We start from the raw sequence: 23,935 nt of genomic DNA, 5'->3' as shown, positions 1-23,935 counted from the left end.
CCCTCAGTTTGCCGGCCTCGGCTTTGTGGTTCCCCGAGCCTTTGAAGTAGCGGCATGACGGTCAAGATCGGCATCAATCCCATCACCTGGAGCAATGACGATGTTCCCGCACTCGGCGGCGATACGCCGCTCGCGACATGTCTGTCGGAAACCAGGCAGGCCGGCTATCGCGGCACCGAACTCGGCGGCAAATTCCCCAGGCGAAGCGACGAGCTTGGACCGATCCTGTCTTCTTACGGACTGGAGCTCGTCTCCGGCTGGTATGACGGCCGCATTCTGGACCGCACGGTCGACGAGGAATTCGCCGCCATCACCTCGCATCTGACCCTGCTGCGCGACCTCGGCGCCAAGGTCGTCGTCTATGCCGACACCTCGCGCGGCCGTCATGACGGCATTTTCGCGCCGATCTCACAGCGTCCGCGCCTCGCTGACGGCGAATGGACTGCCTATGGCGAGAAGCTGACCGAACTCGCCGACCGCATGGCTGCCTTCGGCGTCGGCATGGCTTTCCATCACCATATGGGCACCATCGTCGAGAGCGATGACGAGGTCGACAGGCTGATGGCCGCAACCGGCAAGAGCGTCGGCCTGCTGTTCGATACCGGCCATTGTCTGTTCTCAGGCGGCGACCCGGCCTCGCTCCTGAACCGGCATCTCGACCGCATCGTGCATTTTCATTGCAAGGACGTCCGCGCGGCCGTGCTGGAGAAGGCACGGCGCGAGGACATGAGCTTCATGGCGGCAGTGATGGAAGGAATCTTCACCGTGCCCGGCGATGGCTCCGTCGATTTCCTGTCGCTGCTGCAGCCTCTGGCCAGCCATGGCTTCGAAGGCTGGATCGTCGTTGAGGCCGAGCAGGATCCGGCCAAGGCACACCCCTTGACCTATGCCACGAAAGGTTACGCTTCGCTTCTCAAAACGGCCTGCGCGGCCGGGTTCGACGTGGCAATACGAGACATGGCCTAACCACCGCCGGGGGGCTGGTGGTTGGGCCGGTTGGGCGCGCGCCTCGGTAGGGGTAGCGACGCGAAAGCGCCCGGCGATCCGCGCCGCCGCCCTCCCTTGGCGGCGCGGATCGCGCAGTTCTTGGCATCGAAATTTTTGCCCCCGAGTTGCCGGCCCGGCGTTTCCAGCTTGAGGCTGGGGACGAGGCATGCCTTGATGCAGATGGAGGAGCGACATGGCATTCGAGGCGGCACTCGGCGTGGAACGGCTTTGCACCATCCGTGAGATCGCCGAGAAGGCGGAACTCGGCGCGGCAACCGTTCACCGCGCGCTGAAGAACAGCCGCGAGGTTCATCCCGAAACCAGACGGCTGGTGCTGGAGACTGTCTGCCTGCTTAACGAAGAGAAGATCGCCCGCGCCGCCAGGTTGGTCGGAGACTAGCTTGGCCGACCATATGCGCCTTTCCCTCGACATCATGTCGGTCGACCGCAGCTCGGACGAACCGATGCACCGGCAGATCTACGGCGCCCTGCGGCGCTTCATCCTCGACGGCCAGATCCAGCAGAACACGCTGCTTCCTTCGACACGCTCGCTGGCCGAGGATCTCAAGGTCGGCCGCAACACGGTGATCGCCGCCTACGACCAGCTGCTCGCCGAAGGGTTTATAGAGGCGCGCGCCGGGTCCGGCACCTGGGTGGCGCCGATCCAGCAGAAACGCCCGCCGGCCGCGCTGCGCGCCGGCCTCGCCGCCCCGCAAAAACTCTCGCGGCGCGGTCAGACCATCGTCAACGGCCCGCAGCCGCCGCGCAATGCCGGTGTCATCAACTTCCATCCCGGCGTGCCGGAAACCGCGTCCTTCCCCTTCACCATCTGGTCGAGCCTTCTGGTGCGCAACGCGCGCAGCCGGGATGAGAATTTGCTCGGCTATATCTCCTTTGCCGGCCATCCCGGTCTGCGCCAGGCCATCGCGTCGACCATCAGCCTGTCGCGCGGCATCAACTGCACCGCCGACCAGGTCATCATCGTCACCGGCGCGCAGGCGGCACTCGACCTCGCTTCGCGCGTGCTGATGGACGAAGGCGACCATGTCTGGATGGAGGAGCCCGGCTATCTCGGCGCCAAGAGCGCCTTTCTCGCCAGCGGCGCGCAGCTTGCGCCCTTGAAGGTCGATCGCCTTGGATGGCATCTCGCAGACCCAGAGCTGCCGCCGCCGCGCCTGATCTATGTGACGCCATCCTGCCAGTGGCCGTTCGGCACCATCATGCGCATCGAGGAACGGCTGCAGCTGCTCGACATCGCCGAGCGCCACGGCGCCTGGATCGTCGAGGACGATTATGACGGCGAGTACCGGTACCGTGGCCGGCCGGTGCCGGCGCTGCGCGGCCTCGATCATGCCGACCGCGTCGTCTATATTGGTTCCTTCGGCAAGACGCTGATCCCGGCGCTTCGCATCGGCTATCTCATCGTACCCCGCGAACTGTCCGTGCCCTTCGACCGTGCCGTCTCGATCACCGGCCAGTTCGCGCCGCTGATCCTGCAGGCGACGGTCAACGACTTCATCACGCAAGGCTATTTCGCCACACATCTGAAACGCATGCGCCGCCTTTATGCGCGCCGGCAAGCCAATTTCGTCAAGCTGTGCCAGGAGCATCTGGCCGAATGGCTGACAGTGACCGAGAACGATTCCGGCATGCAACTGCTGGCCAGCTTTACCAGAGCCTACAAGGACAGCGACGTCGTCGCCGCCGCCGTCAAGGAGGGCCTCGACGTGCAGGGCATCTCGATCAACTACCATTCGAGCGAGCCGGAACACGGCCTGCTGCTCGGCTATGCCGCGATGGACGAACGCCAGATCCTGCGCGCGGTGCTGGCGTTGCGCGCTGCCTTCATGCGGCTGGACCGGCAATAGGGCGATCCAGCGCTGAGCGCTTCAATTCACACTATCGAATTTCTGCAGATCGACGGGCGCTGCCTTGCGCACCTCGACATCGTCCAGCGAGGCATTCTCCAGCGCCACACGGGCCGCCGCATCGATGTTATGGATCATGTCGGCGATGTCGGCGTCGCCATGCGCCGGATTCATCGCGATCATCACCGTGCGGTTGAGGATGTCGAGAGAACCCTTGCCGAGGTCGTCGGCATAGGTCAGCCGCAGGCCGTTGTTTTCCGGCAGCGTGTACGGATTGAGCGCCGGATGATGCGCGCCCTCATGCATCAGCACCTGGTCCCACTGGGTGAAATTGTGGCGGCCGGTCTTGCCGGCAATGACGCTCGGAATGGTCTTCGAAAAAGTCTGCGCCGCCTGTTCGCTGGGCAGCAGATACATTACCTGTGCCGCGCAATCGTCGTCGGGGCTGTTCATCGGCGACGGCGTCAGGCCGAGATTGCCGAGATGGCGCGTGCCGGCCAGCACCTTCTTCTTCTCCGCCCGCATCGCCTCGATGATGCCGTCCAGACGGTCGAGCTGGACATTGAGCATTGCACCCATCAGTTCCGAGGCGCGCGCCCCGATGCCGGCAAACGGCTTGATGCTGTCGCTGCGCCCCTGCCAGTAGAAGTGGCAGGGGTCGATGGCGCAGCGCGCCCGCTCGGCCACTTTCGGGTCGCTGGTGGCGATGCCGCCGCCCTCGCCCGACGTCATGTTCTTGAAGTAGTTGAAGGAGTAGGCGCCGGCATGGCCGATGGAGCCGAGCTTCCTGCCCTCATAGCCGCCGCCAATGCCCTGGCAGACATCTTCCAGCACGAGCAGACCGCGTTTTTTAGCGATGTCCATGATGGCGTTCATGTTGCAGGCCGCACCCCACATATGTACCGGGATGACCGCCTTGGTGCGCGGGCCGATGGCGTCGCGCAGAGCGGCCGGGTCGATGGTCAGGCTCTCGTCGATATCGACAATGACCGGAATGGCGCCGACCGACAGAACCGCAGTCGCGGTCGCCATATAGGTGTGCGCCGGCACCAGCACCTCATCGCCCGGGCCGATGCCGAGGCCGATCAGGCCGGCGGCGAGCCCATAGGTGCCGCTGGCGGCCAGCGCAAAATGCTCGACGCCGAGATGCCTGGCATAGCGGGCCTCGAAGCGGTTGCACTCGCTGTTCTCGCCATAGCGAAACAGCGCACCCGAGCGGATCACCCTGGCAATGGCTTCGATCTCTTCTTCGCCGGCAGTGTACATGGCAAGTCTCCACATCGCCTTGATGGTGTGAAAGCAGTACGCCTGCGGCCGCTGTTTGAAAGAACCACTCCGCTGCGATCTGACCAAGCCATCCTGCTCACGTCGGAGCGGCGTTTAGCGCCGACTGTGGGCATAGCGAATGAAATCGGCATTCCAGAACGCAGGCCCGCGGAAAATCGTACCCATCCGAATTCGCTGAAGTGGCCCTGTCGGAAAGCCCGCATTGGGCGTTCCATCGCGTCCAGTTGGGCAAACGGTCGGTTCCATGCAGCACGGGACACACTTTGGAAGACCCTCGAAACCGGCGTGCCGGCAAGATGGTGGCCCGCAAGATGGTGGCCGGCAAGATGGTGGCCGGCAAAACGGTGGCCGTCCATGACGCGACAGCTCGTCCTGCATGAAGACGATGTCGGCATGTGCCATGGCGCCAACAGCGCCTTCCTCGAACTGACCGCATTGGGCGCCTGCAGCTCCGGCGCCGTGATGGTGCCGTGCCCATGGTTCCCTGAGATGGCCGAAGCGGCAGCCGCCAATCCCCGGCTCGATCTCGGCGTCCACCTGACGCTGAACAGCGAAAAGCAGCACTACAAATGGCGGCCGCTGACGTCGCCGTCGCGCGCGGCCGGCCTGACGGACGAGTTCGGCTATTTCTGGCCCGATGTCGCGACCACCCGCCGCAAGGCAGCACCGCAAGCGGTGGAAACCGAGCTTCGCGCCCAGATCGACACCGCCTACCGCGCCGGCATCGACGTCACTCATCTTGATGCCCATATGGGAGCAGCGCTGTCGCCCGAGTTTTGCGACGTCTACATCAAGCTCGGCCTGGAATATCGCTTGCCGGTGCTGTTGACCAAAACGCTGTCGGCCTATTCGCCCAACGACAATCTGGTTGGCGTCACCGAAGCGGCGTTCCAGCGCGGCGTCACTGAAGCCCGGGCCAAGGGCTTTGTCATCTTCGACGCCGCCATTCAGACGACCTGGGGCCGTCCACGCTCCAAGCCGATAGAGCCCGCCTACAGGGCATTGGTCGAAGGGGTGCGCGAAGGCCTGACCTTCTTTTGCCTGCACTTCAACGCGCCGGGCGAGTTGGAACTCATCGAGCCGCGCTCCGCCTATGTCCGCACCGAGGAATACGAACTCTTCCGCGACCAGGCTTTCCGCGACTGGCTCGGCGCGCAGGACATCGACATCATCGGCATGAAGCCGCAGCGCGAGGAGCTTCGTGCACGGCTCGGGGCATCGACACCGGCAAAGGCCCGCAAAGCGGCCACCCGGTCAGCGCCGTAAGCCGATCCGTCGGCCGAGGCGCAAAGAGGGAATTGGAACTGCAACGACAATGGGAGAATGACATGAAGACTGTTCTGAAACTGGCGCTCGGCGCGCTTGTCTCGATGAGTATGCTGGCGGGCGTCGTGCAGGCCGCGGGCCTGAAGGACCCGAAGGATGTCCGCATCACCTTCGTGGTGCACGGCTCGGCCTCCGATCCCTACTGGTCGGTGGTCAAGCGCGGCGTCGACGATGCGGCGGCGCTCACCGGCGCCAAGGTCGAATATTATGCGCCGCAAGTGTTCGACGTGGTCGAGCAGGCCCGCCTGCTCGACGCGGCCATCGCCACCAATCCAGACGGCATCGCCGTCTCCATTGCCGACGCCAATGCACTTGGTAAATCGGTCAAGGCCGGCCTTGCCGCCAACATTCCGATGGTCGTCCTGGATTCCGGCGAGAAGGAAGGCGCCGAACTCGGCACCTCTCTCTACGTCGGCACAGTCTCCGAATATGATTCCGGCAAGAAGGCCGGCGAGCGGCTGGCCAAGGAAGGCACGCTCAAAGTCGTCTGCATCAACCACGAGGTCGGCAATGTCAGCCTCGACCAGCGCTGCCAGGGGTTGAATGATGGGCTGAAGCCGTCAGGCGGCGGCACCGAAGTGCTTACCGTGTCGCCCGATCCGGCCGACATCCAGCGCCGCACCGAGGCCTATCTGTCGGCGCATCCCGACACCCAGGCCGTCTTCGCGCTCGGCGCCACCGCCGCCAATCCGCTGATCCCGTTCTTCCGGCAGAAGGAATTGTTCGGCAAGATCAAGCTCTACACCTTCGACATCAGCCCCGAAGTCCTGGATTCCGTCGTCGCCGGCGAAATGGGCTTCGGCATGGACGCCCAGCAATATCTGATGGGATACCTGCCGGTGATCTATCTGGTCGAGCATGCCACACATGGCTTCTGGCCGCAGAACAACGCCTACACCGGCCCGCTCTTCATCGACTCGCCCGACAAGGCCAAGGCGATCCTGGCGCTCGCCAAGGACGGCATCCGCTAAGGCAAGACCAAAACGGATCGGGGAGCCGCCATGCGCTCCCCGTCTCTGGTCGAGATTGCGAAGTGAGCGATTGGGGAGCCTAATGGCTGTTGTGGAAGACAAGGCGATACCTCCAGAAGCGCCGGCGCCCGGGGTACTGGGCAAGGACCGTTTCGGCATGATGTCGAAACGGGCGGCCGGTGCTGACGAGCGGCTGGCCAGCACCGGCCGGCTGACTCAATGGCTTCGCCGGCCCGAAGCCGGTGCCGCCGGCGGCCTCATCGCCACCATTATCATCTTCGCCCTGCTGCCGGGTGCATCGAACCTCTATTCGCTGCAGGGGTCGATGACCTTCCTGACGCTGGCGGCCGAACTCGGCATCATCGCCACTGCCGCAGCCCTTCTCATCATCGCCGGCGAGTTCGATCTCTCGGTCGGCTCGATGGTCGGCTTCGCCGGCGTCGTCATCGGGCTGACGGTGAAATACTGGGGCCTGCCGCTGTGGGGCGGCATCGCCTGCGCCTTCGCTGTCGCCATCCTCACCGGCTACGTCAACGGGCTGATCGTTGTGAAGACCCGCCTGCCCTCATTCATCGTGACGCTGGCGTCGCTCTACATCCTGCGCGGCCTGTCGATCGGCATCACCCGCGCCGTCACCGGCCGCACGCAGATCCCCTACATCCTCGACGGCGCGCCGGACCCGGCAACCGCGGGCCTGTTCAACGGCCATCTCCTGACCGGCTTCTTCCAATGGATGGGCACGCAAGGCTGGATCGCCGCCCGTACCGACGGCATTCCCTTCGTCGTCGGCATTCCGATGTCGATCGTCTGGTGGCTCGGACTGACAGCGCTTGCCGGCTATGTCTTGACCCAGACCAAATACGGCAACTGGATCTTCGCCACCGGCGGCGACCTCAATGCCGCCCGCAATGTCGGCGTGCCGGTCGACCGGGTTAAGATCGCGCTGTTCATCTACACCGCCTGTGCCGCGACCTTGCTTGCCACCATCCAGGTGATGGAGGCCGGCTCCGCCGACACCACGCGCGGCCTGCTCAAGGAATTCGAGGCAATTATCGCCGCGGTCATCGGCGGCGTGCTGCTCACCGGCGGCTATGGCACCGTCTATGGCGTGCTGTTCGGCGCGCTGATCTTCGGCCTGGTGCAGATGGGCATCTTCTACACCGGCATCGACACCGACTGGTTCAAGGTCTTCCTCGGCATCGTCATTTTGATGGCCGTGCTGGTCAACAACTACATCCGCCTCAAGGCGCTCGGACGCGGAGGTGGCAAATGACCTACCCAAACCCGTCCCCGGCCATCCAGCCAGCCATGGAATTGCGTGGTGTGTCGGTCAATTTCGGCTCCGTGCGCGCGCTGCAAGATATCGACATCAAGGTCTATCCCGGCGAGGTGCACTGCTTGCTGGGCGACAACGGCGCCGGCAAGTCGACGCTGATCAAGGTTCTGTCGGGCGTGCACCGGCCGACCAAGGGCGAAATTTTCGTCGACGGCAAGCCCGTCACCTTCCGCAGCCCGCGCGACGCGCAGGACCTCGGCGTCGCGACGGTCTTCCAGGACCTCGGCATGATCTCGCTGATGTCGATCACGCGCAACTTCTTCCTCGGCCGCGAGCCGACGAGAAGTCGCCTGCCCTTCTCGCGCTTCGACAAGGAACGCGCCAACACAATTGCCCGTCAGGCAATGGCCGATATCGGCATCGACGTGCGCGACCCGACACAGGCAGTCGGAACGCTGTCGGGCGGCGAGCGCCAGTCGGTAGCGATCGCGCGCGCAGTCCACTTCGGCGCAAAGGTGCTGATCCTTGACGAGCCGACCTCGGCGCTCGGCGTGCATCAGGCGGCCATGGTGCTGAAATTCATCATCGAGGCGCGCATGCGCGGGCTGGCGGTGATCTTCATCAGCCACAACATCCACCACGCCTACCCTGTCGGTGACACTTTCACGCTGCTCAACCGCGGCCGCAATCGCGGCACATACGCCAAGTCCGAGATCTCGCGCGACGAGGTGATTTCCATCATGTCGGGCGGCGAGGATCTGAAGGCGGTGGAAGCTGAGATTGCCGGGCTGTTGGCGCAGATCGGCAACCGGCCGGCCGCCACACCCTGAGCCTGGAACACTTTTGCAGAGAGTAATGACAGCATGAGCAGGATACGCGTCGGCGTTATCGGCGCCGGCATGATTTCGCAGGTCGAGCATATTCCAAACCTGTTGCGGCTAGGCGACCTGTTCGAGCTGGTCGGCGTTGCCGACCCGTCAAGGATTTCGCGGGAATATGTCAGCGAAGTTCACGGCATCGCCAATTTCGAAACGCCGGAGCAACTGTTCGACCATAAGCTCGACGCCGTCGTGATCGGCTCGCCCGACCCGCTGCATCACGAGCAGGTGCTGGCCGCACTGGGGCGCGGCCTGCATGTCTTCTGCGAAAAGCCGCTCTGCTATTCCCCGGCGGAAATCGCCGAGATCATCGCCGCGCGCGATAAGGCCGGCAAGGTCATGCAGGTCGGCTATATGAAGCGCTTCGATCCGAGCTACCGGCTGGCGCTGGCCTCGCTGCCCGGCACGGCAAAGACGCTGCGGTCCGTCTCGGTCGAGGTCAACGATCCCGATGCCTGGCCGTTCATCGCCCACCAGCGCTACAAGCGCGGCAACGACATTCCCGAGGAGCTGATTGCCGCCGCGCAAGCCAGGCAGAAACAACAGGTCGAGCGCGCGTTGGGCCAGCCCATGACCGATCTGGCTTTCCGTGGATTTACCGGTGCTTACAGCTCCGCCTTGATTCACGATGTGAATGCCGTGCACGGACTGCTCGACGCACTCGGCGTGCCGGAGGGCGAGGTTGTCGGCGCGCAGATCTTCGCCAATGGCGATGGCGGCCAGGGCGCGGTAAAACTGCTCGACGGCCAGGCGCTGTGGACGATGACGCATCTCACCGTGCCGAAGCTCGCCGACTACAAGGAACGCATCACGCTGTTCTTCGACGATGCCAGCCTTGAGCTCGAATTCCCCTCGCCCTGGCTCAACCATCATCCGACCCGGCTGACTGTGAAGACCTCGGACGGCCACACACTGTCGACGAAGGATCTGCGTGCCGGCTACGGCGAAGCCTTCGTCGAGGAACTGCGCGGCTTCTGGGGTGCGATCGTCAATGGCGACGAGGTGGTCAACCGCCCCGAGCACGCCGCCCGCGACCAGGCGCTGCTGGTCGCGCTGACCAGGCAGCATTTGGCCACTTCGCAGGCCGGCTGAGCGCTCGCAGGATGTGTTGAGATTCAGGTCAGGCCGCGCCGAAAACGTTGGATTTCGAGAACCGGAGCGGAGCGTACTTAAGTACGTGAAGCGCGAAAGCCGGCGTTTGCAGGCCGGCCTCACCTGAATATCAGCATATCCTACCGGGTGTTGATGACGCCGTCGGTATTGGCGAGCAGCTTGCGCACCGCGTTGCGGGCCGCCTCCGGCCGCTGCAGGCGGATGGCCTTCTCGATCGCCTCGTGCAGTTGCTGTGCATGCTGCAGATCGTCGAGTTCGCGCGTCGTATAGGTGAACAGATGATCGAAGGCGGATTCGATCAGCACGCCGAGCGGCACCAGCAGATCGTTGCCGGAGGCGCGCAGGATGGCCAGATGGAAACGCGTATCGGCGCGCGTGCGCTCCTGCAGGCTCGGCGCCTCGCCCATCTCGCGGCAGGCCTGGCTGATCTCGGCCATCTGCTCCTCGGTGCGTCTCATGGCTGCGAAGGCAGTCGCTTCCGGCTCGATGATGTGGCGGAATTCCTGCACCGTCTTCAGGAACACCTCACGGTCGGGCGCGGTCGCGTACCAGGCGAGCACATCGCGATCGAGCAGGTTCCAGCGCTCCCTGGGCTCCACCCAACTGCCGATCTTGGGGCGCGACGCCAAAAGGCTTTTGGCCATCAGCATCTTGATCGCTTCGCGCACCGCAGAGCGACTGACGTTGAAGGTTTCGGACCATTTGGCTTCATTGGGCAGGATGGTGCCCGGCGGATAGTCGCCGCGCACGATCCGAAGCCCGATTTCGCTGGCCAGCGAGGCATGCACGCTGGTGCCGGGCATCCGGGTGGCGTCAGCCCGGCGAAGGGTCGCCGGGCGCTCGCCGGATGCCGCCTTTTCAGGCTTCTTTCCCTTATTCGGCTTTCCGTCCCTCATGCGTCCACAAAGTCCGGATTTAGAAAGCTGTCAAGCAAAGGACGGGACGTTGACGGCAAAGCCTGCGGCTGTGCACAGATCAGGTCGCAACCTTGCCCCCGGCCGTCCTATTTGACGTATTTGCGCCAGCTGTGCTCGGGACGGAAGCCGAGCATGTCCCTGGCCTTGCGGTTCGAGAGCAGCGTTTCATATTCGCCGAGATCCGCCTTGACCGGCACGTCGGGGTAAAACCGCTTCAAAAGTTCGGCCGTCGGCAGGTCGGACGAGGTGTCGTCATTGGCGGCGTTGAACACCTGGAAGCCGAGCCCGTCCGTTTCAACGGCGCGCAGCGTGATCTGGCCGAGATCGCGCGCGTCGACATAGCTCCAGGCGATGCGCTTGCGAAAGCCCGGATCGGCAAACCACTTCGGAAACAGCGAATATTCGTGCGGTTCGATGACGTTGCCGATGCGCAAGGCATAGATATCGGTGCCGTTGCGCTGCGCAAAGGCGCGCGCCGTGTGCTCGTTGACGACCTTGGACAGAGCATAGCTGTCCATCGGATCGACGTCGTATTCTTCGTCGAGTGGGAAATATTTGGGATCGCGCGGCTCGTTGGCGAACACCACGCCGTAGGTGGTCTCGCTGGACGCGATCACCACCTTCGGGATGCCGAGCTTCACCGCCGCCTCGATGACGTTGTAGGTGCCCATCGCATTGATGCGGAACGCCTCATTGTCGGTCGTGATCATGATGCGCGGTATGGCGGCGAAATGCACCACGGCATCGACCGGCTGCGGGCGCAGCGACGGATCGAATTCATGCAGGCCCATATAGCTCGACAGCGCGTTGAACACCTGGCCGCTGTCGGTGATGTCGGTGATCAGCGTGCGCACCTTGGGATTGTCGAGCGGCCTGGTGTCGATGTTGAGCACCTGGCAGCCCTGTTCGACCAGATATTGCACGACATGGCGACCGGCCTTGCCGCTGCCGCCGGTGAACATGATCCGCTTCGTCATTTTCGTCTCCAATGCCTAGGATTTCCGTGTATTGTCAGACAATATGGCATTCCGCAACCACCCTCGCCCGCCACACGGCGGCGCCCACTATCAATCATCGCAACAGGACTTCAAGACATGACCACGACCGCCGCGAGCGAAAAGATCGGCTTTATCGGCCTTGGCCTGATGGGGCACGGCATTGCCAAGAACATCGTCGACAAGGGCTATGGCCTGACCTTCCTCGGCCGCAAGAACCGCAAGCCGGCGGAGGACCTGATTGGCCGGGGCGCCAAGGAGGCGGCGACTTCGCGCGACGTGGCGGCGGCGTCCGACATCGTCTTCATCTGCGTCACCGGCTCGCGCGAAGTGGAAGCCATCATCCGCGGCCCCGGCGGCCTCAAGGAGGGCTTGAAGAAGGGTTCGGTCGTCGTCGACTGCTCGACCGCCGATCCGGTCTCGACGGTGGCGCTGGCGGCGGAACTGAAGGAGATCGGCGTCGACTTCGTCGATGCACCGCTCAGCCGCACCCCGAAGGAAGCCTGGGAAGGCACGCTCGACGCCATGGTCGGCGCGCCCGACGCGCTGTTTGCCCGTGTGAAGCCGGTCATCGAAACCTGGGCCGGCCGCATCGTTCATATTGGCGATACAGGTGACGGCCACCGCATGAAGCTGCTCAACAACTTCATCTCGCTGGGCTATGCCGCGATCTATTCCGAGGCGCTGGCGCTGGCCGAAAAGGTCGGCATCTCGCCACCGCGTTTCGACAGCGTCATCCGCAACGGCCGCATGGATTGCGGCTTCTACCAGACCTTCATGCGCTGGACGCTGGAGGGCGACCGCGACGCACATAAATTCACCATCGCCAACGCCTTCAAGGACCTGACCTATCTGGAATCGATGGCGGGCGCGGCCGGCATCGCCAACCCGCTCGGCAACGCCACCAAGAACTCCTTCGCCGGTGCCCATGCCACTGGCCCGGCCGAGCAATTCGTGCCGATGCTGGCGACATATATCGGCAAGGTCAACGGCGTCGACCTGATGCCCAGCAAGGATGGCAAGAAGCAGACGATTTGAGGTGGCGAAAAGCCTGTGTCAGCGCCTCGACCGGCCGATAACATCGTCGGTGTTGGCGAGCAGTTTGTGCACCGCATTGCGCGCGGCCGCAGGACGCTGCAGGCGGATGTTCTTCTCGATCGCCTCATGCAGCGCCTGCGCCCGCCGCTGATCGCTGGTCTCGCGTGTGACGAAGACAAAGAGATGATCGAGCGCCGACTCGATCAGAACGCCAAGCGGCACCAGCAGATCGTTGCCCGAGGCGCGCAGTATGGCGAGGTGAAAACGCGTATCGGCGCGGATACGCTCCTGCAGGTTCAGAGCCTCGCCCATCTCACGACAGGCCTGGCTGATCTCGTCCATCTGCTCGTCGTTGCGCCGCGTAGCGGCAAAGGCCGACGCTTCCGGCTCGATGATGTGACGGAACTCCTGCACCGTGCGCAGGAAGGCTTCCCGGTCCGGCCCGGTCGCGTACCAGGCCAGCACATCGCGGTCGAGCAGGTTCCAGCGTTCCCTGGGCTCGACCCAGCTGCCGATCTTGGGCCGTGAAGCCAGCAGGCTTTTGGCCATCAGCATCTTGATGGCTTCGCGCACCGCCGAACGACTGACATCGAAGATCTCGGCCCATTTGGCCTCGTTGGGCAGAATGGTGCCGGGCGGATAATCGCCGCGCACGATTCTGAGGCCGATCTCGCCGGCCAGCGAGACATGGACGCTCGCTCCCGGAAAATGCGCGGCACCGGCCCTGCGCATGACAGCCGGACCGCGGCTGGCTTGTGCCTTGGCCCGCTCGGTTCGCTTCTTTGATTTCTCGTCCGGCATTCACGTTCCAATGCGTCGGCCGTCTGCGTCCGGACTGGTCCGAACCTGCACGGCGCGCCGATCTCGTTGCCGAAAATCCAAACTACAGACGCGTCAAAGCCGGAGCCTGCTGCCCCAACCGTTGCGTCCGTCCGGGAAGAGACGGGGCGCCCGTCAAAGGGCGCCCCGAAATCGAGAACCTACTTCTGGATGCAGGTGTCGACCGTGTCCTTGGTGCATTCGTCGAGGCCGGTGAACACCGGATCGGCGACGGCCTTGCCTTCGACCAGATCGATCATCACCGACGGTGCCTTGTAGCCCATTTCGAACGGCCGCTGACCGACCAGAGCAGTCACAAGGCCGTCACGGGCGATCGCTACTTCATCGCCGATCGTATCGGCGGCGCCGATGACGAAGTCGTTGCTGGCGATGCGGTCCTTGAGCGGCCCGAACAGGTCGCGATAGGGCTGCGGTGCGCCAAACAGCGGCCAGCCGCCCATGATGCCGAAGGCGTCGAGCTTGGGATTGGCGGCGAGGATGTCGGTCATCGCCTGCACGCCCTTGGCGCCGTCGTCATTGGTGAACACCGGGCAACCGGCGACTTCGGTCCAGCCGCCTTCGCCGGCAAGTGCCGCCAGGCCTTCCTTGCCCGACAGCGCGTCACGCATGCCCTGCGCGCGGCGCAGGATGTTGTCGGCCGCGGGATTGCCTTCGATGGTACAGATCGTGCCGCCGTTCGGCTTGCCCTTCTTGATGTACTCGCCGATCTTGTGACCCATCAAATAGTTGTCGGTGCCGAGATAGGTCTTGCGCAGCGCGGCATCTTCCTTGCTGAGATCGGCGTCGAGCGTCATGATCGGGATCGTCGGATTGGCGGTCTTGATCGTCTGAGCGATCAGCGGCGCGTTGGATGGCGAAATCGCCATTGCCACCGTGTCGGCCTTGCTCAGCATGTCCTGAACGATCTGCGCTTCGCCGGCCTCGTCGGAGGTCGATGCCGGGCCGGTGTAGAAGCATTCATATTCCGAGCTTGCATTTTCCTTGTTCCATTTCTCGCAGCCCTGGTGGATGGCTTCGAAGAATGGATTGTCGAGACCCTTCACCACGATGACGAGCTGTTTCTTGGCCAAAGCCGGCCCGGCGCCCAGCGCCATGGCGGCGACGGCGGCGAGCAAAAGTGTTTTCCTCATGTCAGTCCTCCCTTGAAACAGACGGACACGGCGTGCCCGCCACACAGATCGACCGGATGCTTAATGACCGAGGTTCGTTTCACGAGCACTCGTGTCGCCAAGACAGATCGATAAGCATTTCCAGATGCGGCATTGGCCCGGCTCAACACAAGGGTGGCGCCGCAACCTCGACCGATAAACCTCCGCCGATTCCGCCCGGCTAACCGCCAGCGGCATCGGCATAATCTCCTCCGACGCTTAGCTAATATCGGCTTGCGGCCAACGTCAATGCTATTTGTCCTACAAAACGGATTTTTGGATAACCAAGGCTTCAATTCGTCCGACAATTGATTGACGAGCGCCGGCTTTTGCGTAAAAGAACGCTGACGCTGTTTCCGGGAGGAGATGGGGAGAGCGGGGCCAAAGCAGCGCCGGCATTCACGCCGGGAACAGCAGCGGGTCGCAAAACACGGGGAGGCAAAGACTGGTGGCGGTTCTCGAACTCACCAATATCTCGAGGCATTTCGGCGCCATCCAGGCGGTCAACGACGTATCGCTGTCGATCGAGCCCGGACAGGTGGTCGGCCTGATGGGCGACAACGGCGCCGGCAAGTCGACGCTGGTCAAGATGATCGCCGGCAATTTCCGCCCCAGCCATGGCGTCATGCGCATGGACGGCAAGGAGTTGATCCTGCACAAGCCGGCGGAAGCTCGCCAGCACGGCATCGAGATCGTCCACCAGGACCTGGCGCTGTGCAACAATCTGACCGCTGCCGCCAATGTCTATCTCGGCCGTGAATTGCGCCGCGGCTTCGGCCCTTTACGCATCCTCGACTATGCCGCCATGTACAAGCGCGCCGGCCAGCTCTTCGCCGAGTTGAAGTCCGAGACCCGTCCGCGCGACCTCGTCAAGCAGATGTCGGGCGGCCAGCGCCAGGCAGTAGCGATCGCGCGCACCATGCTGTCGCAGGCGAAGATCGTGTTGATGGACGAACCGACGGCCGCGATCTCGGTGCGCCAGGTCGCCGAAGTGCTGAACCTGATCCGCCATTTGCGCGACCAAGGCATCGCAGTGGTGCTGATCAGCCACCGCATGCCTGACGTGTTCACCGTCGCCGACCGCGTCATCGTCATGCGGCGCGGCCGCAAGGTCGCCGACAAGACGATTGCGTCAAGTTCGCCCGAGGAAGTCACCGGGCTGATCACCGGCGCCATCGAACAGGTTTGATCTCAGCGAATTTCACCACGCACAGCACATGAAGGTCGACGATGGCACTGACAATTGACCAGCCGATCGAACAAAAGCAGCAATCCTTGCCGGCAAGACTGTTTGCCAGCCAGACCTTCTGGGTGGTGATCGCGGTCATCCTGGCCTGCCTGTTCCTGTCTTTTGCCACCGACGCCTTCGCCACGTCGAAGAACCTTTACAACATCACCCGCAACATCACCTTCGTCGCCATCATCGCGCTTGGCATGACCTTCGTTATCATCACCGGCGGCATCGACCTGTCGGTGGGCTCGGTGCTGTGTCTGTCGTCGATGGTGCTGGCCGTTACCATGCATGCCGGCTACTCCATAGAAGTCGGCATCCTCGCCTCGATCGCCACTGCGCTCGCCATAGGCGCCTTCAACGGCATCATGATCGCCTATCTCGGCTTTCCACCCTTCGTGGTGACGCTCGGCATGCTGTCGATTGCCCGCAGCCTCGCCATGGTCGCCTCCAACAACACCGTCGTCTTCCAGTTCGGCCCGGATCACGACAAGCTTCTGGCGCTGGGCGGCGGCGCCTGGGTGTTCGGCATCGCCAATCCGGTCCTCTACATGATCCTTCTGGCGCTGATCACCGGATTCACGCTGCGCTGGACCAAGTTTGGCCGCCACATCTTCGCCATTGGCGGCAATGAGCACGCGGCGACGCTGACCGGCGTTCCCGTCAAGCAGATCAAGGTCGCCGTCTATATGATCTCGGCGCTGGCGGCGGGCATTGCCGGCATCATCCAGACCGGATGGCTGGGCGCCGTCACCACCAATCTCGGAACCGGCATGGAACTGCAGGTCATCGCCGCCACGGTCATTGGCGGCGCCAATCTCGCCGGCGGCGTCGGCACCGCCTTCGGCGCCATTGTCGGTGCCGCGCTCATCGAAGTGATCCGCAACAGCCTTGGTCTGCTCGGCATCAATGCTTTCTGGCAAGGCGTGTTCATCGGCGGCGCCATCCTGCTCGCGGTGCTGTTCGACCGGATCCGCAACTTCAGGCGCAATGACTGAATGTTTTTGGATTGAATCTTCCGGCTGGAAACCGTTGCTTTGACATCGAAATCCCTGTTCGACCTCAACGGGCGGCTGGCGCTGATCACCGGCTCCGGCCAAGGCATCGGCCTGGCGCTGGCGCGCGGCCTTGCCGAGCATGGCGCAAGTGTCGTGCTCAACGGCCGCGATGCCGGCAAGGTTGCCGGTGCTGTCGCCGGCTTGCGCGACGCCGGCTTCAAAGCGCACCCCTCGACCTTCGACGTGACGGATTTTCGCGCGGTCGATGCCGATGTCGCCCGCATCGAGGCCGAGATCGGCGCCATCGACATCCTGATCAACAATGCCGGCGTGCAGTTCCGCGCTCCGCTCGAGGACTTTCCCGAGGAGCAGTGGGAGCGGCTGTTCAAGACCAATGTCTCCGGCGCCTTCCATGCCGGCAAGGCGGTCGCCCGCAATATGATCGCGCGCGGCAAGGGCAAGATCATCAACATCGGCTCGGTGCAGAGCGAACTCGCCCGGCCCAACATCGCGCCCTATACGGCCACCAAGGGCGCAATCCGCAATTTGACACGTGGCATGTGCACCGACTGGGCGAAATACGGCTTGCAGATCAATGCCATCGCCCCCGGCTATTTCCGCACCGAGATGAACCAGGCGCTGGTCGACAACCAGGAATTCTCCGCCTGGCTGGAAAAGCGCACGCCGGCTGGCCGCTGGGGGTATGTCGACGAACTGATCGGCGCCGCCGTGTTCCTCGCCTCCGACGCCTCATCCTTCGTCAACGGCCATACGCTTTATGTCGACGGCGGCATGACGGCTTCGGTTTGACGGGAAACCCTATCGCTCAGTCTGAAAATCCACCACTACGGCGGGCAGCACACAGCGGCTTTCGCCCCGCGCCTTGACGCGAGCCCGAACTCAGCCGCACAATCCCGTCGCAGGCGAAGGGAGGCCAGTCGTCTGCGGGAGGTATAACCCATGACGGACGCGATCAGGCTCTATTGGGGCCGGTTCGGACATGTTTCTGTCCTGAATGTCGCCAGCGACTTCGTCACCCATGCGCATGTCGAGGCCCACATCATCATCTGGCTGGAGGGCACGGCCGGCGAGATGACCGTCGGCCGCGAGACGGTGCCGCTGGGTCCCGGCACCGCCGCCGGCATCAATTCCTACCAGCCGCACAGCCACATTCTGTCGCAGAACGGCAGGCCCGGCCTGTTCCTCGCTTTCTACATCGATCCGGATTGGGCGCGCCGGCGCCGCGACCTGCCTTCGTCGGCGCCGTTGTTTGCACAGGCTGCGATCACGCTCGAACCCTGGCTGCACCAGGCCGCCGCCAACCTGCTCGACCATTTGAGCGATAATGAAAGCATCGTCGCCAATTACGAGATCGAGCGCTTCATCGATAGCCTGCTCGACGCCGCCGACGCCTCGGCGCCGCAGGAGGCGCGCATCCGGGTCAACACAATGCAGGACTTTCGCGTCCGCAAGGCAATCCAGCTGATGAAGGCCAATGTCTGCGAACGCATCTCGTTCGACGACGTCGCCCGCAGCGTTGGCTTGTCGCGGCCGCATTTCTTCGCATTGTTCAAGGAACAGACCAATCTCACGCCCAATGTCTACTGGAACACGCTGCGCATGGAGGAAGCCGTGCGGCAGTTGCAGTGGTCGCAGGAGCCGCTGATCTCGGTCGCCTGCAATCTCGGCTTCACCACCCAGGGCAATTTCTCGCGCTTCTTCCGCGACCATGTCGGCGTGCCGCCGACGCTTTACCGCGAGGCGGCGCGGGCCATGGCCTGAGCCAAGCCGCTCGTTTTTCAGACTCCTTGATAGGGCCGCAAGACCCATTGATAAGCGCAGCACCGGCCGCCGCCCTACCCTGCTGCGTATCGAATTCGTAGGGGAATGATCATATGGCTGAAGTCACCGTCTCCAGCGTCATCGACGCGCCGGTCGAAAAGGTCTGGGCGCGCATACGCGACTTCAATGACCTGCCGGGCTGGCATCCGCGCATGGTCAAGAGCCATATCGAAGACGGCAAGAGCGCCGAAACCATCGGCTGCGTGCGTAATTTCGAGCTCGCCAGCGGCGCGCGTATCCGCGAAAAACTGCTCGACTTCTCCGACGCGAATTTCCGCGTCAGCTACTCCATCCTGGAGACGCCGCAGCCGCTGACCAATCACAAAGCGACGCTGCAATTGCGCCGCGTTACCGACGGCGACCGCACCTATGCCGAATGGACAGCAACTTTCGACGCGGCGCCCGAAGAGGCCGACAAGATCGCCGCCGGCATGGCCGCCAATGTCTTCCAGGGTGGCTTCAATGCGTTGAAGAGCCACTTTTCTGGCCAGAGCTGAACCAGGGAGACTGCCATGGCGCTTGCCCTCCAGACCTTTTCGGCCGTCAGGGATGCCAACGCGGCGCTGAAGGCGCCCGGCACCCGCTATCTCGGCGGCGGCACGCTGGTCGTGCGCGCCGCCAATGAAGGCGATGTCTCCGTCACCGGCCTCGTCCGCTCGACCGATCCGACCCTCTCCGGGATCACCGTTGCCGGCGGCAAGGTCCGCATCGGCGCTTCGGTGACAATGGCGGCCATCGCCCGCCATCCCGAGCTTGCGGCGCTGTCCAAGGCCGCGCGCGCCGTCGGCGGCCCGGCGATCCGCAACATGGCGACCGTCGGCGGCAATTTGTTTGCGCCGGCGCCCTATGGCGATTTCGCCGTGGTGTTGCTGGCGCTGGATGCGACGGTTGGCACCGATGATGGGGAATTGCCTATCGAGGATTTCCTGGCCAAGCGGGACGGCAGCCGCGCCATCGTCACGTCAGTCGCCTTCGCGCTGCCGAAGGCCGAGAATTTCCGCTTCCTGAAAGTGTCGCGAGTCAAGCCGAAGGGCGTCTCGGTGCTCAGCATCGCTGCCGTTCTCGAACAGGCCGGCGACGGCACTGTCTCCTCGGCGCGGATCGCGCTCGGCTGCATGGCAGACCGGCCGATGCGCGCCCGTGCGGCGGAAAAGGCACTGATCGGCAGCAGGCTTGACCAGGACGGCGTCGCAGCGGCGCTGGCTGCAGCCGGTGAAGGCACTTCGCCAATCACCGACCCGATCGCCAGCGCCTGGTATCGCGCCGAGGTTCTGCCGGTCCATCTCGGCCGGCTGCTTACTTAACCACCGCTTGGGGGGCGCGCGTCTGTCCGATCAATCGGGCAGGCGCGCTGGGAGGAAAACATGGCAAAGGTTCCGGTTCAGTTCACGCTCAACGGCTCGGAGAAGGCCGAATTTGTCGACAGCGGCACGACGCTGCTGCACGCGCTGCGCGACAAGATCGGCGACACCTCGCCCAAGGGCGGCTGCCACCAGGGCACCTGCGGCGCCTGTTCGGTCATCATCGACGGCGAACTCCGGCTCTCTTGCCTGACCCTGGCCGAGACCTGCAGCGGCGCCGACATCCGCACCACATCGGGCCTCGCCGAGGCCGGCGTCCTGCATCCGCTGCAGCGTGCCTTCCTCGATGCCTTCGCCACGCAATGCGGCTTCTGCACGCCGGGCATGATCATGGCCGCCAAGGTGCTGCTCGACCACACGCCCAATCCGAGCCGCGAGGATGTGGTCGAGGCGCTGTCCGGCAATATCTGCCGCTGCACCGGCTACGAGCCGATCATCCAGGCGGTGCTGACGGCGGCCCGAGCCAATTCGCAGAACGCGGCCTAAGGATCAAAAGAATGGAACTGCGCAAAAACTATTTCGCCGATCAGCGCAAGGACGGCCTGCACGAGATCGGCCATGGGCGGCCGCGGCTGGATTCGCCGGGTCATGTGACGGGCAAGACCGCCTATTTCGCCGACCGCAACGTCCCGAATATGCTTCACCTGAAAATGGTGCGCAGTCCGCACCACCATGCCCGCATCCGTTCGATCGACACTTCCGAAGCGGAGAAGCATCCCGGCGTGGTGAAAATCCTCACCGCCAAGGATGTGCCGCACAATGTCTACACCATCCTGATCCTGATCCAGGTCGGACCGGAAGACGAGACGGTGCTGGCCGACGGCAAGGTACGCTGGAAGGGCGAGGCGGTGGTGGCGGTGCTGGCCGAGACCGAGCGCGCGGCTCAGGAAGCGGCAGCCAAGGTCAAGGTCGATTATGAGGTGCTGCCGGCCGTCTTCGACATGGAAGAAGCGCTGAAGCCCGGCGCGCCTTTGGTCAACGAATATCACGGCCAGAATTATTACCTCTACGACAGCGGCGAATGCCGCAAGGTGCGCTTTGGCGATGTCGAGGCGGGCTTCGCCGGCGCCGACCACATCCTGGAACAGAGCTACCAGTCCTCGCCGATCGAGCATGCGCCGACCGAGACCACGGGTTGCGTCGTGGTGCCGGAAGGCAATGACCGCTTCACCTGCTACACCAACACCCAGGCGATGTTCTTCACCCTCGACAACGCCTCGATCATCCTGCAGATGCCCGGCTCAAAACTGCATTTCGTCGGCGGCACCGTCGGCGGCGGCTTTGGCGGCAAGGTCGACGTCATCGTCGAGCCGATCGCCATTCTTGGCGCTAAACAAACCGGACGCCCAGTCTGTTTCGTCTATAGCCGCGAGGAGGAGATGCAGATCTCCTCGCCGCGCGCCGCCGAAAAGATAATCATCAAGGACGGCGTGATGAACGACGGCCGCATCGTTGCGCGCAAGGTGACCGGCTTTACCGATGCCGGCGCCTATTCGCGCCACTCGCCTTATGGCGCGCAGAAGGGAGCGGCGCACTATCCCGGGCCCTACACCATTCCCAATGTCTGGATCGACACTTATTGCGTCTACACCAACCGCACCCCCTCCTCCGCCATGCGCGGCTTCGGCGTCACCATCGGCGACTTCGCGCTTGAGGTGCAGATGGACAAGCTGGCGCGGCTGATCGGCATGGACCCGCTCGAATTCCGCTTCATCAACGCCTATCGCGATGGCGACATGAAGGCGCATCGCCAGCCGACCGAAGGAGCGGCGCTGATCGAGTGCATGCAGGAGGCGTCGCGCGCCGCCAACTGGCCGGTGGCGGAGAAGTATATGGCGATGTCCTCCTACACGAAGGGAGCTTGAGATGGCGATAAGGCGCGGACGCGGCGTCGCCGCGATCAACTACCCGACGGGCATGAACCTTGGCGGCGACCCGACGCAGGCGCTGGTGCATTCGACGCCGACCGGCAATTTTATGGTCACACTTTCGTCGGTCGATCTCGGCCAGGGCCTGAAGCAGATCATGGCGCAGATCTGCGCCGAGACCATCGGCGTGCCGACCGACCGGGTCACCATCGACACCGCCGACACCGACACCGGCCCGCACTGCATGGGTACCTTCGCCTCGCGCGGCACCCACCGCGCCGGCAATGCCGTCATCCAGGCGGCCAAGGAAGCGCGCCAGGTGATGTTGGAAGTGGCGGCGGAAGAGCTGGAGGTCAACGCTTCCGACCTTGAGACTGACGGCCAGGGCAATATTCTGGTCAAGGGCGCGCCGCAAAAGTCGATCTCGATCTTCGATGTCGCCTTGTCGGCGCATTTCAACCGCGGGCGCTCGATATCCGGGCGCGGCATGTTCCTGATCCCGCGCTCCTATCCGGAGAAAGAGACCGGCGCGATGAAGCCGTCGACCTGCTACGCCCATGCCTGCACGGTGGCCGAAGTCGAGGTCGATGACGAGACGGGCGAGGTTACGGTGCTGACCGTGAAGAACGTCTTTGAGATCGGCCGCGCGCTGAACCCGAAAATGGTCGAGCAGCAACTGGTCGGCGGTTCCTGGATGGGCATCAGTCACGCGCTCTACGAAACGACCGAGCCCTATTATCCCAACCGCGACCATGGCGGCACCGACTTCAACCAGTATCTGATGCCGGGACCGGGCGATCTCGCCCAAACCGAGATCATCGTGCTGGAGCGGCCGTCGGCGGATGGTCCTTACGGTGCCAAAGGACCAGGCGAAATGTGCGCGAACCCGCAGATCCCCGCGGTTGCCAATGCCGTCTTCGACGCCGTCGACGTGCGCATAGACACGCTGCCGATCACACCGGAGCGCATATTGCGCGCGCTGAAGGCGCAAGCGGCGAACTGATGACGCCAGAGGTGAACGCAGAGACTGTCGCGACCTCGCCGGAGGCGGTGGCGTCCCATCTCGCCGCGTCGCGTTATCTCGCCGACGACAGCCTCGCAACCGCGATCTTCCTGGCGATACGGCTGGGCAAACCGCTGCTGCTCGAAGGCGCGCCGGGCGTCGGCAAGACGGAAGCGGCGAAGGCCATCGCCGAAGCCCTCGGCCGCGATCTGGTGCGGCTGCAATGCTATGAAGGCATCGACGCAGCACACGCGCTCTACGAATGGAACTACCAGCGCCAGCTGCTCGCCATCCGCCATGCCGGCGAGCATGAGATCGACATCTATGACGACCGCTTTCTGATCGCGCGGCCATTGCTGCAGGTGCTGCGGGCGCCGGAGCAGCGCGTGCTGCTGGTCGACGAGATCGACCGCTCCGACCACGAATTCGAAGCGCTACTTCTGGAATTCCTCTCCGACTTCCAGATCAGCATTCCCGAACGCGGCACCATCCGCGCCGAAGCGCAGCCGATCGTCATCCTGACGTCGAACCGCACCCGCGAACTCGCCGAAGCGCTCCGGCGCCGCTGCGTCTATCACTGGATCGGCTATCCCGACGCCGAGCGCGAAGCCGCCATCATCATGCTGCGCGCCGGCGATGTCGCCGAGACCACCGCCCGCGCCGTGGCGGCCGCTGTGCAGGAGATCCGCGTCCGCCCGCTGGCCAAGCCGCCCGGCATCTCCGAGGCCGTAGAATGGGCCAACGCCGCCACCATACTGGAGAAAGGCGGCAGCCCATGGCCGCAAGCCTTCCGCCGAGCCATCGGTGTGCTTATCAAGGACGAGGAGGATTTGTCCGCGATCGCGCCGGAGCTTGGCCAGATTGTCGAGGAGGCGCTGGGGTGACGTGTGAGGTCAACAGCTCGTTCATAGCGAGGTGGCCTCACCTGGGCACTTCGCAACGCTGGCGGGACAGCGCCCCCCTCTGTCCTGCCGGACATCTCCCCCAC

24 protein-coding genes are annotated in these 23,935 nt (G+C 63.8%); 19 read left to right on the top strand and 5 right to left on the bottom strand.

From position 1 onward, the window contains the following. Positions 1 to 54 precede the first annotated feature (54 nt). From iolE to X733_RS160630, 3 genes are all read left to right on the top strand, one after another. On the top strand, positions 55 to 966 hold the full coding sequence (iolE, locus tag X733_RS160620) for a myo-inosose-2 dehydratase (protein WP_023699662.1): 912 nt from the start codon (positions 55 to 57) through the stop codon (positions 964 to 966). Positions 967 to 1,180: 214 nt separating this feature from the next. Next, positions 1,181 to 1,387 (top strand): LacI family DNA-binding transcriptional regulator, encoded by a 207-nt coding sequence (locus X733_RS160625; RefSeq protein ID WP_023817903.1) that lies wholly within the window; start codon positions 1,181 to 1,183, stop codon positions 1,385 to 1,387. A 1-nt stretch (position 1,388) separates the two neighbouring features. Next, positions 1,389 to 2,855 (top strand): PLP-dependent aminotransferase family protein, encoded by a 1,467-nt coding sequence (locus X733_RS160630; protein ID WP_245274384.1) that lies wholly within the window; start codon positions 1,389 to 1,391, stop codon positions 2,853 to 2,855. A gap of 21 nt (positions 2,856 to 2,876) precedes the next feature. Here the strand turns inward: X733_RS160630 and X733_RS160635 are convergent, their stop codons facing one another. Then, positions 2,877 to 4,121: an aminotransferase class I/II-fold pyridoxal phosphate-dependent enzyme gene (locus X733_RS160635; protein WP_023817901.1), complete on the bottom strand. Its 1,245-nt coding sequence runs from the start codon at positions 4,119 to 4,121 to the stop codon at positions 2,877 to 2,879. 375 nt (positions 4,122 to 4,496) lie between these two features. Here X733_RS160635 and X733_RS160640 point away from each other — a divergent pair, with 375 nt between their 5' ends. The 5 genes from X733_RS160640 to X733_RS160660 all read left to right on the top strand — a co-directional run bounded on the left by X733_RS160640 (position 4,497) and on the right by X733_RS160660 (position 9,685). Further along, positions 4,497 to 5,408, top strand: coding sequence for a polysaccharide deacetylase family protein (locus X733_RS160640; protein WP_023817900.1), 912 nt, complete (start codon positions 4,497 to 4,499; stop codon positions 5,406 to 5,408). 62 nt (positions 5,409 to 5,470) lie between these two features. Continuing rightward, a complete protein-coding gene (locus X733_RS160645; protein ID WP_023687959.1) occupies positions 5,471 to 6,439 on the top strand; it encodes a sugar ABC transporter substrate-binding protein in 969 nt (322 codons plus the stop codon). Positions 6,440 to 6,596: 157 nt separating this feature from the next. Further along, complete coding sequence (locus X733_RS160650; RefSeq protein WP_031193060.1) at positions 6,597 to 7,712, top strand: ABC transporter permease; 1,116 nt, start codon at positions 6,597 to 6,599, stop codon at positions 7,710 to 7,712. After that, a complete protein-coding gene (locus X733_RS160655) occupies positions 7,709 to 8,545 on the top strand; it encodes an ATP-binding cassette domain-containing protein (protein WP_050588621.1) in 837 nt (278 codons plus the stop codon). Before X733_RS160650 ends, X733_RS160655 begins: the two co-directional genes overlap by 4 nt. Positions 8,546 to 8,578: 33 nt before the next feature. Continuing rightward, positions 8,579 to 9,685, top strand: coding sequence for a Gfo/Idh/MocA family oxidoreductase (locus X733_RS160660; protein WP_023817897.1), 1,107 nt, complete (start codon positions 8,579 to 8,581; stop codon positions 9,683 to 9,685). A gap of 140 nt (positions 9,686 to 9,825) precedes the next feature. On the opposite strand, the gene X733_RS160665 is transcribed toward X733_RS160660, so the two are convergent. Together X733_RS160665 and X733_RS160670 are read right to left on the bottom strand one after the other, a co-directional pair. Further along, complete coding sequence (locus tag X733_RS160665; RefSeq protein WP_023736007.1) at positions 9,826 to 10,602, bottom strand: FadR/GntR family transcriptional regulator; 777 nt, start codon at positions 10,600 to 10,602, stop codon at positions 9,826 to 9,828. 107 nt (positions 10,603 to 10,709) lie between these two features. Beyond that, a complete protein-coding gene (locus X733_RS160670) occupies positions 10,710 to 11,600 on the bottom strand; it encodes an NAD(P)-dependent oxidoreductase (protein WP_023699664.1) in 891 nt (296 codons plus the stop codon). Between the two features lie 117 nt (positions 11,601 to 11,717). Between X733_RS160670 and X733_RS160675 the strand changes: the two genes are divergently transcribed. Further along, positions 11,718 to 12,656, top strand: coding sequence for an NAD(P)-dependent oxidoreductase (locus X733_RS160675; protein ID WP_023687954.1), 939 nt, complete (start codon positions 11,718 to 11,720; stop codon positions 12,654 to 12,656). 18 nt (positions 12,657 to 12,674) lie between these two features. On the opposite strand, the gene X733_RS160680 is transcribed toward X733_RS160675, so the two are convergent. Then, a complete protein-coding gene (locus tag X733_RS160680; RefSeq protein ID WP_023673051.1) occupies positions 12,675 to 13,457 on the bottom strand; it encodes a FadR/GntR family transcriptional regulator in 783 nt (260 codons plus the stop codon). A gap of 179 nt (positions 13,458 to 13,636) precedes the next feature. Continuing rightward, the gene (locus X733_RS160685) at positions 13,637 to 14,626 is read right to left on the bottom strand and encodes a sugar-binding protein (protein ID WP_023673050.1); all 990 of its coding nucleotides are present in this window, start codon (positions 14,624 to 14,626) and stop codon (positions 13,637 to 13,639) included. Positions 14,627 to 15,041: 415 nt separating this feature from the next. Between X733_RS160685 and X733_RS160690 the strand changes: the two genes are divergently transcribed. The 10 genes from X733_RS160690 to X733_RS160735 all read left to right on the top strand — a co-directional run bounded on the left by X733_RS160690 (position 15,042) and on the right by X733_RS160735 (position 23,831). After that, the gene (locus tag X733_RS160690) at positions 15,042 to 15,833 is read left to right on the top strand and encodes an ATP-binding cassette domain-containing protein (RefSeq protein ID WP_245261375.1); all 792 of its coding nucleotides are present in this window, start codon (positions 15,042 to 15,044) and stop codon (positions 15,831 to 15,833) included. 41 nt (positions 15,834 to 15,874) lie between these two features. After that, the gene (locus X733_RS160695; protein WP_023673048.1) at positions 15,875 to 16,873 is read left to right on the top strand and encodes an ABC transporter permease; all 999 of its coding nucleotides are present in this window, start codon (positions 15,875 to 15,877) and stop codon (positions 16,871 to 16,873) included. Positions 16,874 to 16,912: 39 nt separating this feature from the next. After that, positions 16,913 to 17,683 carry an SDR family oxidoreductase gene (locus X733_RS160700; protein WP_023712093.1) on the top strand — a complete coding sequence of 257 codons (771 nt, stop codon included), beginning with the start codon at positions 16,913 to 16,915 and terminating at the stop codon, positions 17,681 to 17,683. Between the two features lie 150 nt (positions 17,684 to 17,833). Next, entirely contained in the window at positions 17,834 to 18,655 is an 822-nt protein-coding gene (locus X733_RS160705; RefSeq protein WP_023817896.1) for an AraC family transcriptional regulator, read from the top strand. Between the two features lie 113 nt (positions 18,656 to 18,768). Continuing rightward, the gene (locus tag X733_RS160710; protein WP_023696209.1) at positions 18,769 to 19,212 is read left to right on the top strand and encodes an SRPBCC family protein; all 444 of its coding nucleotides are present in this window, start codon (positions 18,769 to 18,771) and stop codon (positions 19,210 to 19,212) included. Positions 19,213 to 19,227: 15 nt separating this feature from the next. Beyond that, positions 19,228 to 20,019, top strand: coding sequence for an FAD binding domain-containing protein (locus X733_RS160715; protein ID WP_023817895.1), 792 nt, complete (start codon positions 19,228 to 19,230; stop codon positions 20,017 to 20,019). Positions 20,020 to 20,079: 60 nt separating this feature from the next. Further along, entirely contained in the window at positions 20,080 to 20,562 is a 483-nt protein-coding gene (locus X733_RS160720; RefSeq protein ID WP_023752952.1) for a (2Fe-2S)-binding protein, read from the top strand. Between the two features lie 11 nt (positions 20,563 to 20,573). Next, complete coding sequence (locus X733_RS1000000171265) at positions 20,574 to 21,941, top strand: xanthine dehydrogenase family protein molybdopterin-binding subunit (RefSeq protein WP_023817894.1); 1,368 nt, start codon at positions 20,574 to 20,576, stop codon at positions 21,939 to 21,941. Position 21,942: 1 nt separating this feature from the next. Then, positions 21,943 to 22,947, top strand: a complete 1,005-nt coding sequence (locus tag X733_RS1000000171260) for a molybdopterin cofactor-binding domain-containing protein (protein WP_023817893.1) — start codon at positions 21,943 to 21,945, stop codon at positions 22,945 to 22,947. Then, positions 22,947 to 23,831, top strand: a complete 885-nt coding sequence (locus X733_RS160735) for a MoxR family ATPase (RefSeq protein WP_023733135.1) — start codon at positions 22,947 to 22,949, stop codon at positions 23,829 to 23,831. The genes X733_RS1000000171260 and X733_RS160735 overlap by 1 nt, the downstream gene beginning before the upstream one ends. Positions 23,832 to 23,935 lie beyond the last annotated feature (104 nt).

It is taken from the genome of Mesorhizobium sp. L2C066B000 (assembly GCF_000502335.1).
GTDB lineage: Bacteria > Pseudomonadota > Alphaproteobacteria > Rhizobiales > Rhizobiaceae > Mesorhizobium.
The sequence above is the reverse complement of the archived record's forward strand: the minus strand, read 5'-3'. Positions and strand labels throughout refer to the sequence as shown.

Bases quoted from the DNA above. Each gene is read 5' to 3' on its own strand.
- iolE (WP_023699662.1), top strand. From the start codon at position 55: ATGACGGTCAAGATCGGCATCAATCCCATCACCTGGAGCAATGACGAT.
- X733_RS160625 (WP_023817903.1), top strand. From the start codon at position 1,181: ATGGCATTCGAGGCGGCACTCGGCGTGGAACGGCTTTGCACCATCCGT.
- X733_RS160635 (WP_023817901.1), bottom strand. From the start codon at position 4,121: ATGTACACTGCCGGCGAAGAAGAGATCGAAGCCATTGCCAGGGTGATC.
- X733_RS160640 (WP_023817900.1), top strand. From the start codon at position 4,497: ATGACGCGACAGCTCGTCCTGCATGAAGACGATGTCGGCATGTGCCAT.
- X733_RS160645 (WP_023687959.1), top strand. From the start codon at position 5,471: ATGAAGACTGTTCTGAAACTGGCGCTCGGCGCGCTTGTCTCGATGAGT.
- X733_RS160650 (WP_031193060.1), top strand. From the start codon at position 6,597: ATGATGTCGAAACGGGCGGCCGGTGCTGACGAGCGGCTGGCCAGCACC.
- X733_RS160655 (WP_050588621.1), top strand. From the start codon at position 7,709: ATGACCTACCCAAACCCGTCCCCGGCCATCCAGCCAGCCATGGAATTG.
- X733_RS160660 (WP_023817897.1), top strand. From the start codon at position 8,579: ATGAGCAGGATACGCGTCGGCGTTATCGGCGCCGGCATGATTTCGCAG.
- X733_RS160665 (WP_023736007.1), bottom strand. From the start codon at position 10,602: ATGAGGGACGGAAAGCCGAATAAGGGAAAGAAGCCTGAAAAGGCGGCA.
- X733_RS160670 (WP_023699664.1), bottom strand. From the start codon at position 11,600: ATGACGAAGCGGATCATGTTCACCGGCGGCAGCGGCAAGGCCGGTCGC.
- X733_RS160675 (WP_023687954.1), top strand. From the start codon at position 11,718: ATGACCACGACCGCCGCGAGCGAAAAGATCGGCTTTATCGGCCTTGGC.
- X733_RS160680 (WP_023673051.1), bottom strand. From the start codon at position 13,457: ATGCCGGACGAGAAATCAAAGAAGCGAACCGAGCGGGCCAAGGCACAA.
- X733_RS160685 (WP_023673050.1), bottom strand. From the start codon at position 14,626: ATGAGGAAAACACTTTTGCTCGCCGCCGTCGCCGCCATGGCGCTGGGC.
- X733_RS160695 (WP_023673048.1), top strand. From the start codon at position 15,875: ATGGCACTGACAATTGACCAGCCGATCGAACAAAAGCAGCAATCCTTG.
- X733_RS160705 (WP_023817896.1), top strand. From the start codon at position 17,834: ATGACGGACGCGATCAGGCTCTATTGGGGCCGGTTCGGACATGTTTCT.
- X733_RS160710 (WP_023696209.1), top strand. From the start codon at position 18,769: ATGGCTGAAGTCACCGTCTCCAGCGTCATCGACGCGCCGGTCGAAAAG.
- X733_RS160715 (WP_023817895.1), top strand. From the start codon at position 19,228: ATGGCGCTTGCCCTCCAGACCTTTTCGGCCGTCAGGGATGCCAACGCG.
- X733_RS160720 (WP_023752952.1), top strand. From the start codon at position 20,080: ATGGCAAAGGTTCCGGTTCAGTTCACGCTCAACGGCTCGGAGAAGGCC.
- X733_RS1000000171265 (WP_023817894.1), top strand. From the start codon at position 20,574: ATGGAACTGCGCAAAAACTATTTCGCCGATCAGCGCAAGGACGGCCTG.
- X733_RS1000000171260 (WP_023817893.1), top strand. From the start codon at position 21,943: ATGGCGATAAGGCGCGGACGCGGCGTCGCCGCGATCAACTACCCGACG.
- X733_RS160735 (WP_023733135.1), top strand. From the start codon at position 22,947: ATGACGCCAGAGGTGAACGCAGAGACTGTCGCGACCTCGCCGGAGGCG.